14 protein-coding genes, 2 tRNA genes and 2 pseudogenes are annotated in these 14,579 nt (G+C 42.7%); 9 read left to right on the top strand and 9 right to left on the bottom strand.

Annotation, left to right across the window (positions count from 1 at the left end):
• Positions 1–73 precede the first annotated feature (73 nt).
• The 5 genes from F899_RS02240 to F899_RS02260 all read right to left on the bottom strand — a co-directional run bounded on the left by F899_RS02240 (position 74) and on the right by F899_RS02260 (position 2,836).
• Positions 74–149: transfer RNA gene (locus F899_RS02240), tRNA-Thr, on the bottom strand.
• A gap of 219 nt (positions 150–368) precedes the next feature.
• Complete coding sequence (locus F899_RS02245; protein WP_004813658.1) at positions 369–596, bottom strand: hypothetical protein; 228 nt, start codon at positions 594–596, stop codon at positions 369–371.
• 261 nt (positions 597–857) lie between these two features.
• Positions 858–1,208: a hypothetical protein gene (locus tag F899_RS02250; protein ID WP_005220642.1), complete on the bottom strand. Its 351-nt coding sequence runs from the start codon at positions 1,206–1,208 to the stop codon at positions 858–860.
• Positions 1,209–1,700: 492 nt separating this feature from the next.
• On the bottom strand, positions 1,701–2,339 hold the full coding sequence (locus F899_RS02255) for an FMN-binding negative transcriptional regulator (RefSeq protein ID WP_005220644.1): 639 nt from the start codon (positions 2,337–2,339) through the stop codon (positions 1,701–1,703).
• 406 nt (positions 2,340–2,745) lie between these two features.
• Positions 2,746–2,836: transfer RNA gene (locus F899_RS02260), tRNA-Ser, on the bottom strand.
• Positions 2,837–2,956: 120 nt separating this feature from the next.
• On the opposite strand from F899_RS02260, the gene F899_RS02265 reads away from it, so the two are divergent.
• The gene (locus F899_RS02265) at positions 2,957–4,837 is read left to right on the top strand and encodes a potassium transporter Kup (protein ID WP_005220646.1); all 1,881 of its coding nucleotides are present in this window, start codon (positions 2,957–2,959) and stop codon (positions 4,835–4,837) included.
• Positions 4,838–4,904: 67 nt separating this feature from the next.
• On the opposite strand, the gene F899_RS16035 is transcribed toward F899_RS02265, so the two are convergent.
• A complete protein-coding gene (locus tag F899_RS16035; protein ID WP_005220649.1) occupies positions 4,905–5,366 on the bottom strand; it encodes a hypothetical protein in 462 nt (153 codons plus the stop codon).
• Positions 5,367–5,633: 267 nt separating this feature from the next.
• Here F899_RS16035 and F899_RS02275 point away from each other — a divergent pair, with 267 nt between their 5' ends.
• Both F899_RS02275 and F899_RS02280 read left to right on the top strand, forming a co-directional pair.
• Positions 5,634–6,752, top strand: coding sequence for a DNA/RNA non-specific endonuclease (locus F899_RS02275; RefSeq protein WP_005220652.1), 1,119 nt, complete (start codon positions 5,634–5,636; stop codon positions 6,750–6,752).
• Between the two features lie 79 nt (positions 6,753–6,831).
• Positions 6,832–7,077: a hypothetical protein gene (locus F899_RS02280; protein WP_004813651.1), complete on the top strand. Its 246-nt coding sequence runs from the start codon at positions 6,832–6,834 to the stop codon at positions 7,075–7,077.
• Positions 7,078–7,200: 123 nt separating this feature from the next.
• Here the strand turns inward: F899_RS02280 and F899_RS02285 are convergent, their stop codons facing one another.
• A complete protein-coding gene (locus F899_RS02285) occupies positions 7,201–8,253 on the bottom strand; it encodes an AraC family transcriptional regulator (RefSeq protein ID WP_005220654.1) in 1,053 nt (350 codons plus the stop codon).
• Between the two features lie 101 nt (positions 8,254–8,354).
• Here F899_RS02285 and F899_RS02290 point away from each other — a divergent pair, with 101 nt between their 5' ends.
• Positions 8,355–8,960, top strand: a complete 606-nt coding sequence (locus tag F899_RS02290) for a sterol desaturase family protein (RefSeq protein ID WP_005220657.1) — start codon at positions 8,355–8,357, stop codon at positions 8,958–8,960.
• 342 nt (positions 8,961–9,302) lie between these two features.
• On the opposite strand, the gene hisF is transcribed toward F899_RS02290, so the two are convergent.
• The gene (gene hisF, locus F899_RS02295) at positions 9,303–10,061 is read right to left on the bottom strand and encodes an imidazole glycerol phosphate synthase subunit HisF (protein WP_005220659.1); all 759 of its coding nucleotides are present in this window, start codon (positions 10,059–10,061) and stop codon (positions 9,303–9,305) included.
• 113 nt (positions 10,062–10,174) lie between these two features.
• Between hisF and F899_RS02300 the strand changes: the two genes are divergently transcribed.
• The 4 genes and pseudogenes from F899_RS02300 to F899_RS02315 form a co-directional block, all read left to right on the top strand.
• Complete coding sequence (locus F899_RS02300) at positions 10,175–11,122, top strand: homoserine kinase (protein WP_005220661.1); 948 nt, start codon at positions 10,175–10,177, stop codon at positions 11,120–11,122.
• A 17-nt stretch (positions 11,123–11,139) separates the two neighbouring features.
• Entirely contained in the window at positions 11,140–11,766 is a 627-nt protein-coding gene (locus tag F899_RS02305) for a DUF1294 domain-containing protein (RefSeq protein WP_005220663.1), read from the top strand.
• Positions 11,767–11,791: 25 nt separating this feature from the next.
• Entirely contained in the window at positions 11,792–12,184 is a 393-nt protein-coding gene (locus tag F899_RS02310; protein WP_005220665.1) for a DUF4870 family protein, read from the top strand.
• A gap of 93 nt (positions 12,185–12,277) precedes the next feature.
• Positions 12,278–12,625, top strand: a pseudogene (locus F899_RS02315) (FAD-binding oxidoreductase); the annotation flags it as partial.
• 79 nt (positions 12,626–12,704) lie between these two features.
• On the opposite strand, the pseudogene F899_RS02320 reads toward F899_RS02315, so the two are convergent.
• A pseudogene (locus F899_RS02320) lies at positions 12,705–13,537 on the bottom strand (DMT family transporter).
• A gap of 233 nt (positions 13,538–13,770) precedes the next feature.
• Here F899_RS02320 and F899_RS02325 point away from each other — a divergent pair.
• The coding region (locus F899_RS02325) for an IS4-like element ISAbe18 family transposase (RefSeq protein ID WP_005220672.1) at positions 13,771–14,579 on the top strand (809 nt) is incomplete at its 3' end.

A 14,579-nucleotide genomic window follows, 5' to 3' on the forward strand; every position in this document is an offset into this window, starting at 1 on the left:
AAAAGATCAAGTCCGAAGAAAATGCAGACTCCAGAAACATCAAAGCCTCACTAAAAAAGCGAGGCTAGGAAAATGGTGCCGGCACACGGATTCGAACTGTGGACCTACTGATTACAAGTCAGTTGCTCTACCAACTGAGCTATGCCGGCGTTGTGGTGTGCATTCTACAGATTTTTTGAGGTGATGCAAGCCAAAAAATAACCGTTTAAATGCTTTGGTAAAATTTTAAGTTTGATTGAATTCTGCATGATACGAAAAGCTGCAAAACTTGAAATACATCAGCTGGATTCATGAAAATCGCCCACATGCGAAAGTGTGGGCGAGGGTGGAAAATTTAAACTGGTTTCAGAGATGAATAAAAACTAGGTTTATCGGCTTTTTAGGATACGGTCCAGATCCTGAGCACATTCCTCCAAGGTAAAGGCCATGTCAAACTGCATTTGGGGTTTGAGTTCTTGAGCGAGGCTTCTCCACTGTTCGATGAGTCTGAGGGCTTTTTGAATCTTATGTTTGTTGACGTCTTTGGCAATGGTCGGAGTGTAACCGCCACGTTTAGCATTTTTGATCTGTTTTGCATAGTTTGCGCTGTTATTCATGTTCGCTCCCGAATAGCAGTGTGTCTATCTTTTAGCTTTTAGTTTGAATCAAGATCAATGGCGTGGTTGGTTAGATCTACTGGTTTTTATTCTCCTTTTATGTGCCCGCTAAGAGCAACATAACATAGCGATGATGACAATAAAATTAAGCTATTTTTATGCCAAGTTAGAATTCAGTAACTGAATTTTTTGTATAACTTTCATGAAGTATATATAGGGAAAAGAGGGCAATTCATTTGTTCATTAATTAAAAGACAAGCATTAGCAAACGACATTGTCCTTCTTCTTATAAAAATCCAGTGCCAGCTTCAAATCCTGTGCTAACTGTTCTTTTGTGTTTTCTGGCGCAATTTTTATAAAGGCAGGTACATATTCTTTAAAATACACCTCAGGATAATCTTCGCAAATGATTTTCTTACGAAGTTCCATAGGCGTAGCCGGGTTATCTAACTGGTCCAGAAAACCACTGATTTTCTGATCCGCCTGTTCAAACTGAATGACATCTACAGAGTTTTTATCTGTCGACATTGCGGCTTCTGCCTGCTCAGGCTGCTTTTGGCAACCAGCAATAAAAAACATAACGAGCAGGGTAGTAAAGGTTAGTTTTTTCATCGTCTTTTCTAGTTGTTATCCGGGGCTGAATAATAAGAGTATAAGAGAATTCACCACTGTATAAGAACTGATTTTTTTTAAAATAAAAAAATACCTCCCTCATAAGGAAGGAGGTATTAAATTGGAAAAGAAACTACAGCGAGCTTCTGATTACACATTTTATATTAGATCACTTTTCAAACAATTGGCAGAATATTACAAGCTTGATAGTGATTCATAAAATTAAAATTGCTGTAACTTCTAAAAATGGAATTTAGCCAACAACTTAATGAATTTTCTTTCATTAAGCTATAAAAATTAAAAAACCTGATTAAATATCGTCACGCGACACATAAGTTGTCATTTGCGACACATAAAATGTCATTGAACGACACATAAGTTGTCATTAATAAAAAACCGCCATATTGATTGGCGGTTTTTTATTAATAACGTCATGAAGTATGTAAGCTCACATAATTCTTATTATGTTACCTTTAGGAATTACTAATTAATCTATGTTTCTTTTACATTTGAAATACTTAGCATTAGATTACTTAAATCGCTTTTACCTTTAGAAGCTAAAGCCGTAGCTACACTTGAAATATCATTTTTATTTCTATTTTGACTTAATTTGAATTTTCCAACTAAGTCGGTAATCTCAATTTGTATTCCTACAATATGTTTCATTCTTTCACTAATAAATTCAGATGGTGCATCTGTCATTTTCCAAGGGACATTTTGATTGGATTCATGTTCTCTAGTAAGACGAGCTAGAATACCTCTTAATACTTTTTCATCTTCAATAATCCTAGCTTTACCTTTTGCATGAATAACTACGTAGTTCCAAGTTGGAACAACTTTATGATGTTCAAATTTTCCTACATACCAATTAGGAGAGATATAAACATCATCAATGCGAAATATTACAAGTACATCGGCATCATTCTTTAAAACTTCAGCCAAAGGATTCTGTCTCGATATATGAGCTAATAACTTACCAAAATCCCCCTTATCAGACACTATCTCAAAAGGAAGATGATTAGCATCTAACTCACCATTAGAATATGTAACGACACAACCGAAAGGATGTTTTTTCATTAAATCATGAAGAAGTTCTAGTCGTCTTTCTTCAAAATGAGGGGGTAAGTACATTAATTAGATTCTTTCTATAATTTTGAGATTGTATTACATCAAATTAATGTAACTGACGGCTAACTATCAACCCCTATTTAATATAGTAAACTGTTGATGGAAATTCATTTTTTAGAAAATGACATTAATTGTGTCGCAAAACTTTAAAAATGACAGCTTATGAGTCGCAACTCTTTGTCATTATGTGTCGCAAAATCTTATAAGTATTTAATTTTTAATTACTGCTTATGACAAACAACGTGTCGTTTGAGGAATATTTATGCTTTTCTAGGAGCTAAAAATGAAGGCGTTGAGGAATAGCCAATAGTGAAATTGCAGCATGATATTTAATTACAGCCAAAAAAAGGTCTAAATCCTTCGGATTTAGACCTTTTAAGACATCATGTGGCTACATGATCATGAATCTTGGCGGTGAGAGAGGGATTCGAACCCTCGATACGCTATAAACGTATACACACTTTCCAGGCGTGCTCCTTCAGCCACTCGGACACCTCACCATGGCGGTGGATGATATAGAAAAAAAACCAGTCTGCCAAGCTTGAAACAATTGATTTGCAGAAAAAGTTTGGAGGCAGTGCTATGATTCGCAAAAATGCTTTCTAAAACGAAGACAATATATGCAAAGTACTGCACAAAAAGCAGCTTTACCAGTCATTACGCTGGCTGCGCTTGGGGTCGTTTTTGGTGATATTGGTACCAGTCCTCTTTATGCACTACGCCAATGTTTCCTGACCTCGCATCTTGCTATCAGCGAAGCCTCGGTACTGGGCATTCTCTCCCTGATCTTCTGGTGCATCATGCTGACAGTGAGTTTTAAATACGTCACCATCATCATGCGTGCTGACAACAATGGGGAGGGCGGCATCATGTCACTGCTGGCCCTCAACCTGCGAACCACACTAATCTCGGATAAGAAAAAGATTTATCTGATTGCTTTAGGCTTTATTGGTGCTTCATTGTTCTTTGGTGATGGGATTATTACACCTGCGATTTCTGTACTCTCTGCCATTGAAGGATTGAGTATTGCTACGCCAGTGTTTAATAAATGGCTGGAGCCCTTATCCATCGGAATCATTGCCGGCCTGTTTCTGGTACAGCGTCATGGTACCGGGACCATGGGTAAATTTTTTGGTCCACTGACTTTGCTGTGGTTCCTGTCGATTGGTGGCTTTGGTCTATGGAGTATCATCCAGACGCCGACAGTCCTGCATATGATTAACCCTTATTGGGCTTATCATTTTGTGGTAGATCAACCTTATGTGGCTTTCCTGACCATGGGCGCAGTGATTCTGACCATGACCGGAGGCGAAGCGATTTATGCAGATATGGGACATTTTGGTCGCCTGCCAATTCGTCTGGCCTGGTTCATTATTGTCTTGCCATGTCTGTTACTCAATTATGCAGGACAGGGTGCGCTTCTGCTACGTAGTCCAGAAGCTTTGGCTAATCCATTCTATATGCTGCTGCCGGAATGGAGCCTCTATCCAATGATTGGTCTGGCAACGGCTGCTGCGGTCATTGCCTCACAAGCCGTGATTACCGGGGTATTCTCGATGGTCAATCAGGCAATTCAGCTGCGCTATTTACCACGTTTGAGCGTGAAACACACTTCAGCTGAAGAACGTGGCCAGATTTATCTGCCATTCATTAACTGGATGCTGTTTATTTCGGTCGTGATTCTGATTTTGTTATTTGAGAACAGTGCGAGACTTGCCAGCGCCTATGGGGTGGCAGTAACCATGACCATGCTCTGTGGCACGATCTTGATCTCTATTTTGGCTTATGGTTTCTGGCGCTGGCCAATCTGGAAAGTACTATTATTCGCGGCTCCTTTTCTGGCGCTCGATCTAATTTTTGTCGCATCTACTTCACTGAAAATCTATTCTGGTGGCTGGGTGCCAATCATGCTTGGCGCAGTATTGTTTACGATACTCATGACTTGGAAGGATGGCCGCGAACTGTTACTCAAACGTATGCAGCAAAATACCTTGCCAATTGAGCTATTTATCAAGAGTGTTTCTACCGGTGGGGGGACCCAGTTTGTGCCGGGAGATGCCATTTTCCTGACCGGAACTCCGGATGTCGTACCACATGCCATGCTGCATAACATCAAGCATAACAAAGTACTGCATCAACGTAATATTATGGTTACGGTGATTACCCGGGATATTCCCTTTGTGGGAGAGGAAGATCGGGTAGAAGTTGAAAAGCTGAATGAGCATTTTTATAGGATTTATGCCTACTTCGGTTTCAAGGATCAGCCTGATATTCCACGGGCGGTCAAGCAAGCCTACACGGAATGGGGCTTTGATTATGATCTGATGCAGATCAGTTTCTTTATCTCTCGTGACCGGGTAATTCATGCAATCGGAGAAGGCATGTCACCATGGCGTGAAAAACTGTTTATCTCAATGCAACGTAATACCAGTCCGGTGAGTGATTTCTATCAGATTCCAACTAACCGGGTGGTGGAACTTGGTAGCCAGATCGAAATCTAGCAACAATATTCAAAATAAAAAAAACCAGAGTTTAGCTCTGGTTTTTTAATATCTGTTTTCAGACCCGTTATGGAGTAGTTACACCTGGAGCAGTAGAGCCTGCTGGTGTCATCGGGGAATGTTGCTGCATTTCAGGCAGAGTACGGGGATCGTTGGGTTGCTGCATGCCTGGAGTTGCATCTTGTCGCATCATGGCAGGATCTTGAGAATGGCGCATCATACCCGGAGCCTGAGACATGCCCGGCTGACCAGATTGCATGCCAGACGACGGATTACTTTGCATAGCAGGTGCCTGACTTGGCTGCACTAAACGAATCTGACCAGAATTGACCAAATTTTCCAGAGAAGCATTCTGACCGTTTACAGTGGTGCTAATTCGTGCCTTGGACAGGCTTTCTAATGTTTCGCCCGGCTGTACTCGTGGTTCAGCCAATGCACTGAGGCTCATTACACTGGTAAATACACCTAGAGCCAGTAATTTTGAATAATGAGTTTTGCAAGTATGGGAGTTTTTCTTCAGCGATAACATCACAATGCTCCTTCGTATATTTCTTCGAGGAATTAGAGGTTCTTACAATTGCATAATTAAAGAGTAGGCAGCAAGGAAAGCTACATAAATGGGTTGAAATCTAGTTCAAGTATTCGTAAAAAACCGACAGGCTGTTACATACTTAATAGATGTTTATTTACATATCGCTTATTTGTTAATCGATTAGAAATGTCATGATATACACGGCTTACAGGGCTTGTTAAGCTCGGCAACACCCGCTGTAGATGTTCTAAAGTAGCTGTAATCATGGCCAAGAAGCAACGCACCAAAAAAAATCCTGTCTTTCAGTTCCTTAACGAAAATACTGTAAAAATTATCCTGGGTGTGGTGGCATCGGGTAGTTTTGCGATTGCCTTCGGTCAAGAAAAAATCAGCCAGTGGGTATCGCTGTCTTCACCATCAAATTCTGCCTGTCTGGATCAGTTTTACCGGGATATGCCCCCCTACTTAATGAAGGACAGCTTAAAAAAGAACAGCTATGCACTGTGCTTTAACGGCTTTAATGTCATGTATTCTGGTGTCTCCAAAACACCATTATGGGTGGCAGAAATATTGACGCCATCTCGCCTGAGTCAAAAGATTCCGCGTGAAGACAGCTTCCATGAGGAAGAACGTGTCAGTTCGGCGCATCGTGCAACTCTGGCAGATTACCGTGGTACTGGCTATGACCGTGGCCATATGGCGCCAAATGCTGATATGCCAACCAAGCAGGCACAGTTTGACAGTTTCTCCTTAGCCAACATGGTACCGCAAGCCCCGAAGAACAATCAGCAGGCGTGGCGTGAACTGGAAGAAGCCACCCGTGCGGTGGTGACTAAACAGAAACAGGATGTCTATGTGGTTACGGGACCGGTTTATAGCGCGAAAAAGCTGGAGACGATTGGCAAAGGCGTAATCGTACCGAATGCGACCTATAAAGCGGTATATATGCCGAAAACTGGTGCAGCCGGGGTGTATTATGTGGATAACAACCTGAAAAATCCGGCACCAAAAGTCCAGATCATCAGCGTCTGTGCCCTGGAGGAACTGGTTAATATCAACATCTTCCCGCAACTGACTGAAGAACAGAAACGTAATACCTATAAGCTGCCTTTGAAAGCCAGCGAGGTGAAGGCCAATAAGCCTATCACCTATGCAAACTGGGATGCAGAAAGCCAGTGCGCCGAAGATGTATCCAAGAGTGACCTGGAAGCATTACAAGAGGAATTCAAACGTTCTGGTGGAGGTCGTACGTCTGTGAGCGGGAATACTTCAACATCTGAGGGCTCCACTAGTGACGCAGCAGACAATAATGATCCGCAAGGTGCATTGATCAAGCAATTGCTGGAAGCAGTGCTACAGTTCATTTTACAGCTTTTGAAATAATTCTGTTGTGCCAGACAGGATTCAGGTAGCATAAATCGGTCCGGTACAATTAAAAAACAACAAGGAAGCGACAGAAAAAATGTTTAAACCTTATGAAAACGGCACCGAATCACATGCGATTCATGACCTGACCATTGAAAATGATGTGGACTGTGTCAGCCTTTATGGAAACTTGCAGTTAACCAAGGATCAGGCCGGACTGAAAGCAGCCAAGGCCTTGCAGGCGCTACTCAATGATGTGGTACAGCAACTGGAAAATACCCCGGATCTGCCTGACAAGATCCAGCGTGATGACGCTCAGGAAATTGATAATCCATTTTTATAATGGGTCATTTTTTAAAATTTCATGACTCTTCCATGTGAAACAGAAAAAGCTCAGGATTACTATGAGCTTTTTTTATTCAGGTTTAAAAGTTTATTTCTCTTGAATTATCTTTATTATTTTTACTCAAAAATCTAAATTTGATATTGGGTAATCTAAAAATTTCTCCTGTGTTTTGTTTTTCAGATAGTCTGAGCGCCACTGTTGCGGCGTCTGGCGGGTCCACTGCTTAAAGGCACGCTGGAAGGCACTTTGTTCTGAATAACCCAATAACAGGGAAATCTCGTGCAGGCTTAGATTTTCATCGGTCAAATATTGTTGGGCCAGCATAAAACGGATTTCCTGCATTCGCTGCTGATAGGTCTTGCCCTGTTTTTGCAAATGACGCTGCAACTGCCGAACCGACCAGTGTAACTGACGGGCAATATGCTCAATCTGAAACATGTTTTTTTGCAGTCCGGTCAGGATCGCCTGCTGAATCCGATGATCTATCTGTGAAGTATTCGGCAGTTTTTCCAATAAGGCTTCTGCCTGTTGTTTTAACAGCTTCTGTAGCGTCTGGTCACCTTGACGTAATGGTTTTGCCAGTTCAGAAACATGCATAAAAATCACACTCTTTGGCTGATCAAAACGAACCTTGCAACGGAAGTACTGTTCATACAGATTGAGATACTTGTTGGTCGGCTGGCGGAAATGGACTTCATGTAAGTGAATATCATCGGTAGCCATCAGCGAACGTACAAATTTCAGCATCAATGCCATGGCGACTTCATCAGTCAATTGAGTCGCCAGATTTAGAGGAACATCGACCCAGGCAATTGACAGGTAGTCATTTTCGACACGGACTTCTAAAGGACTGCCGTCATAGACCAGACGATGATAGTCATGATAGCGCATCATGGCTTCGCCCAAGGTTTCACAGGACAGCGCCAGATAGGCAATAATGCCCAGATGTCGGGGTTGTACGAAATTAGCAATTTCCAAGCCTAAGGCAGGAGTCTGCAACTTTTGCTGTAATTGCATGAGCAACTCACGCCAGATGACAAATTCAAAGCGTTCAACGTCCTGTATAGCGAGTAGTTTTTCTGGAATGGGGAGTTGTTTGGATAGATAGAACTCCAGCAACAAATGTCCCAGACCTCCATAAACCGTGCCTGCATCGTCCTGTATGCTGTGCATTTTTTAATTCTTTTTGTCGTGTTTTGTCAATCATATTGAATTTTGTGGTCAATATCTAGCCTTTTAGCTCACCTATAGTAAATAAAAAGGAGGGACAGACAATGCTAAAAGGTTTTCTGGCAGGACTGGTAATTGCCAATGGTTTTGAATGGTTTGCGCATAAATATATTCTGCATGGTATACCTCGCAAAGGTCAGGCGCGCTACAGTCCAGTACCGCAGAGCATGCGTTCACACTGGGAGCATCATCGGGAGGTGCGTAAGACGGCATTCTCTGATCATGGCTATGTAGAAGGCTGGCAGAACTGGCGTACCCGTAATGAAATTGGATCTCTGGTTGTTGTTGCCAGTGTATTTGGCCTAGTCTTTTATCCAGTTTCAAAAGGAATGTCGCTCGCAGTGCTTTATAGTGCCTGCAATTATTATTATGTGCATCGTCGGGCACATCTGGAACCAGAATGGGCCAAGCGAAAAATTCCCTGGCATTATGACCATCATATGAATAGTAATCAGGATGCCAACTGGTGTGTGACCCGACCATGGTTTGACTACGTTATGGGGACACGGGTGATTTCATCGCCTGAATTACAGGAACAAAATCCACTCGGCATCTATCTAACCAAACCGGTTTCTCAAGCCCTGAGCAGCAGTATTCAGCAAATCTTTCCAGTCAAATGGGTTGAAAAAAATAGAGCCTTAAACCCTTAAAAGAAACCTAGAAGTTTTAGATAAGGAAATAAAATGCATTTGCACGCTATTTTTGTCGTGATTTGTCAATAAATCCTGCTTAAATTGTCAATATTCGGGGTGTTTTTTGACCTATATTTACACCTGTCAGCGATATAGCCTAACGCTGACAGGTTGGTATGAATACTTGAGTTATGGTTAGATTTTACTGGTTATGTTGACACCAAGCGCTGTAGTCTATTCTTGGTTTTATAGGGAGTCGCAAGACTCCTTTTTTTTGTCCATAATTCATGTGCTTAAATTTTCAAGTAATAAAAAAGGCATGATTAACATGCCTTTTTCAGATCTTGCCTCTAAAAAGAATTAAAGACGCATTTCAATGCCTTGCGCTGCCAGATAAGCTTTTGCTTCTGGAATGGTATGCTGGCCGAAGTGGAAGATTGAGGCTGCAAGTACAGCATCTGCGCGCCCTTTTAAAATCCCGTCCGCCAGATGTTGCAGGTTACCGACACCACCAGAAGCAATTGTTGGAATGTTAACACGGTCATTAATGGTACGCATGAGGGCCAGGTCATAGCCCGCTTTGGTACCATCAGCATCCATTGAGGTCACTAATAGTTCACCGGCGCCGTAGTCCGCCATTTTCACGGCCCATTCAATCGCATCAATACCCGTTTCCTTGCGGCCACCGTGGGTAAAGATTTCCCATTTATTCTCGCCGGTTTTCTTGGCATCAATAGCCACCACGATACATTGTGCACCAAAACGCTGAGAAGCCTCCTGGACGAATTCAGGATTATAAATAGCTGCTGAGTTAATGCTGACTTTATCCGCGCCAGCATTTAACAGTAAACGGATATCTTCAACTTTACGGACACCACCACCTACAGTTAACGGTACGAATACAGATTCGGCCATGCGCTCTACAGTACGATAAGTCGTGTCACGTCCATGATGTGTAGCGGTAATATCAAGGAAAGTAATTTCATCGGCACCTTGCTCATTATAGCGACGCGCCACTTCGACTGGGTCGCCCGCATCACGAATATCAAGGAACTGAACACCCTTGACCACACGACCATTATCAACGTCGAGGCAAGGAATAATACGTTTAGCTAGCATAAATTTTTCCAATTATTACAGCCGATTATGAAACTCACCCACGCAAGCGCTACACCTTGGCAGATGGAAACGGTATTCTAGCAAAAATATGTAAGTTTTTTCGCAGGTTTTCTATGTCGGTTTATACCACTTTGACTTTAAAGGAAGTTCAGGATTTTGCAGCGCCTTATGGTCTCAAGCCGATTGATCTGATTCCCATTCAAGGAGGTATCCAGAACACCAACTACTTTCTGGTCTGTGAAGACCAGCAATATGTATTGACTGTGTTCGAGGACATGGATGAACAGGCTGCTGGTGAACTGGTTCCCGTACTTGAGCATCTGGGACAGGTAGGGGTGGCTGTGCCTGTCCCATTATCGCATTCAGGCAAGACCATTCATAGCATTAAAGGAAAGCCAGCCCAGATCGCGCCACGGATGCTGGGCGAACATCCTATGTCAGCGACTAAGGCTCAGGCCGAAGCCATTGCCATTGCGCAGGCAAAAATGCATGTAGCGCTAAAAGATTTTAAACTGGAACGCGAATTCGTGCGTGATCATGCCTACTGGTATGCCGTGGCGCAGGAAATCAAGCCAACCCTGAATGCTGCTGATAAAGTCCTGTTAGGTAAGTTGCTCGGCCTGTATGAAGCATTGACAGCCGTTTATACTGATCGCCCACGTGGCTTTATTCACTCAGATCTGTTCCGTGACAATACCCTGTTTGAGGGGGATCAGCTCAATGGCATTCTGGATTTTTATGAATTGAATAAAGATGAGCTGCTGTTTGATATTGCTATTACCTTAAATGACTTCTGCACAGATTATCCTGCAGTGACCTTGAATGAAGAACGTGCAGTTGCTTTTTTAAAGGCTTATGAAAGTATCCGTCCTTTGACTGAGGATGAAAAAGCCTGTCTGCAGCTTTACCTGGCGATGGCAGCCGGTCGTTTCTGGATGATGCGTTTACAAGTGGCACAGAAAAATGCGGCTCAAGGCCGTACCGGAAACGATATCCTGCAAAAGAATCCGGAAGAAATGCGTAATATGTTGATCGAACGACTTAAGTTTGTCACCGCTTAACCAACAGGAACAACAATATGCGTGATCAAGGGCGTTTGGTGGAATGGTTTGATGAAAAAGGCTATGGTTTTATTCAGCCAAATGATGCCGGCAAGGAACGTGTGTTTCTGCACATTAAGGACTTTGCGCGCCTTGGTCCGCGCCCGATTGTGGGTTGTGCCTTAGATTATGCCGTGATTGTGGATAATCAGGGCCGTTATCGTGCTCAGCAGGTGACTTATCTCAAAGCTGCCCAAATCAAGGCGTTGACGGCTAAACAGAAAACTAGCATAAATAATAAAAAAGAAAATTTGCAGCCGATGCAAATCCTCTGTGTGGGATATATTCTGGCGCTTGTGGTACTCAGTTTCAGTGGCCTGTTGAGCGGGATGGTAGTGTTGCTGATTAGTTTAATGAATATATTGAGTTACTGGCTCTACGCCCAAGACAAGGAAGCAGCCCAACTCGGTAATCGCCGTATTCCTGAAAATGCGCTACATCTGGTGGCTTTTCTTGGAGGTTGGCCGGCAGCTTGGCTGGCCCAACAAAAACTGAGACATAAAACACAAAAACAACCATTCCGTCAGATTTATTTTTGTACCATAGCCTTTAACATCATTTTGATTCTATGGCTTATTTCCCCTTTAAACGGCTTAAATATTTAAGGGAAATTGATAAAAAGGAGAGGGTATGAACTATTCGATTGACAAGGACCCTAACCGCACACTGACTCTTATTCTATATATTCTTTATATTGTGGCGATCTTTACCGGTGGCCTGCTTGCTGTCATTGCGCTGGTAATTAACTATGTGAAACGCAGTTCGGTTCGCGGCACAATTTTCGAGAGCCATTTTACCTGGCAGATCCGCACCTTTTGGTGGTATCTGATCTGGAATATCGTTGCCTTTGTTCCATTTTTCTTCCTGTTCTTTACCGGTGAAGATCCGGATCTGTTTGCAGGTGTAGCATTTGGTGCTACCACTTTCTGCCTGATTGTGATTGGCTTGGCTTGGATCTGGATTGTGTATCGTGCAATTCGCGGGATTATGCGTTTGAATGATAATCTGCCGATGTATCGATAAATCAAATTGGGATCTGGAAAGAGCAGTATATCGCTGCTCTTTTTTATAGCTCTATGATTTTTGGCAGCAGAATATCCGAATCAGGTAAGCACTATTCAGCATGTCTTCCCGCAGTTAAAACAGGTCGAACTTGATTTTGTCTGGAGTGGTACTACTGATCTGACCATGAATGGTGCAGCCGACAGCCGCAAGTTTGGTGATAAATTTCCAATCTATGCGGTACAAGGTTGGAGTGGTCATGGCGTGGCGCAAACTGTGGGTATTGGTAAAGCGATTGCGGATGACTTCCATGGCAAAGCCGATGACTTTAATATGTTAACCAGTATCCAGCATCAAGATATCCTATTTGGTCGAGTACTTGCACCGGTGGTGATTCTAATGGCGAAAACGGCCTATAATTTTAGTGCTTTGGTCAATCTGGGCAAAATGGTCTCTTTTTAAAATTCAATATAGATATAAAAAATCCCCCTTTTTTAAAGGGGATTTAGGGAGATTCATAAAGGGTTAGGGTGAGGAAAAATTAAGAGAGATCTTCCTTCAATTCTTCCCTTTTTTCTGTTCTTAAAAACTTTGGTTTCCATTCACTGGCAATTACACCCAGTACCACCATTAATCCGCCCAATAAAGCCAGAGCAGGTAAACGTTCTCCAGCGAGTCGGCCAAACAGACTGGCCCAGATCGGTTCACCTGCATAGATGATGGCAGCCTGAGAAGGATCAACTATTTCCTGTGCCCAGTTCATGACCAGTTGAATCACTGCGCTGGCTATACCGAGGCCAACTAAAATGATGGCAAGGTGAGGATGGAACTCCGGTAGCTGAGGTTCGCCGAGCATTGCTGCCATAATAAAGCAGAACAGTGATGCGAAAATCAGCTGCAACACGGTCACGCGGCGCGTATTTACCTTCGGTGCAAAGTAACTGATAAAGATGATTTCAAGTGCAATTGCAATCGAACCCAAAATTGTCAGTAGCTGTCCAAAACTCAGTTGAATCGCACCAAAGCCATTTCCTGTTAAGAAGACCAGACCTAAAAAGGCAAGGCCGCCCCAATCCATGTCATGACATGTGGTTTTTTACGAAACAGCATCCATAGCAAGATAGGCACGAGTGGAACATATAATGCGGTTAAAAAGGCTGACTCACTACTGCTAATCGTTTGTAGTCCAACTGTTTGCGTGCCATAGCCCAGTGCAATGAGCAATCCGATGACCGCACCAGCAAAAACTTCAAAAGCGGTCATGTCTTTGAGATATTTCCAGGAAATGAGTGTTACGGCAATAGCAGCAGCCATAAAGCGCAAGGCGACAAAAAGCACGGGACTGGCAAAGGTCAGTCCGTATTTCACCACCACAAAGGTTGTACCTCAAATGATGGTAATTAAAATCAGAGAAAGCTGGGGGAGCTTCGCTTTCCATATTGAGGATTCAGAGGATAAGTTAGACATGGGAGATCAGTATTCAGGTAAAAACAAAAAGAGGCCCGAAGACCACTGCTGTCCCATAGTTTGCTTTAAATAAAAAAACCTGAGTCCTAACAGTTAAAATATGAGTGCAAACAAACACTTTAACGACCAGGATTCAGGTTTTGTCCCATCAGAATACCGTATTTCATGAGCTAATTAAACCTGTTGTGCGACAGGATTTTGAACAACTTGCTAAAGTACACCATGTTGGACAGAAATTTAGAGCGGCTTCCCGGTGGGATCAGTTTATTGCCATATTGATGTCTCAATTCTCTTGTAGGCAAAGTCTGAGAGATATTCAATCCAATTTGGAGTGCCAACAGGAAAAGCTAAGTCATCTCGGAGCAAAGTCTATTCCCCGAAGCACGCTGGCACGAATCAATGAGCAGCAGCCTGCTGCCTTGTATCAACAGCTATTTTACAAGTTGCTTAAATACTATGAACACTCAAAAGTAGCTCATAAATTTCGCTTTAAGAATCCCTTGTATTCCTTGGATGCCAGTCATATTGACCTGTCGCTTTCCTTATGTGAATGGGCCAAAGTTCACGACTCAAAAGCCAGCATGAAACTCAGTATAGGATTGAATCACAGCAATGATATTCCTGAGTTTGTTGCAGTTGAAAATGGCAAAGAAAATGACATGGTACAAGGCCGCAAATTCCAGTTTCCTGCTGGCAGCATTGTAGTTTTTGATAAAGGCTATGTCGATTACCAATGGTATGCAAATCTGACTGCTCAAAACATTGGATTTGTCACACGTTTTAGGCCTAAATCTGTGTATCAGGTGATCCAGCAACATCCAGTGCTTGAATCCAAAGGTATTCTAAAAGATGAAACCATTCAGCTGAATAGCGCACATGCCCTAAAAAGAAAAGCCCCAGTGTTAAGAAGAATTGAATATAGAGATCAGCAAAGTGGCAAGCACTTTAG

Origin of the sequence: Acinetobacter sp. CIP 101934, from assembly GCF_000369585.1 — a bacterium.
GTDB lineage: Bacteria > Pseudomonadota > Gammaproteobacteria > Pseudomonadales > Moraxellaceae > Acinetobacter > Acinetobacter schindleri.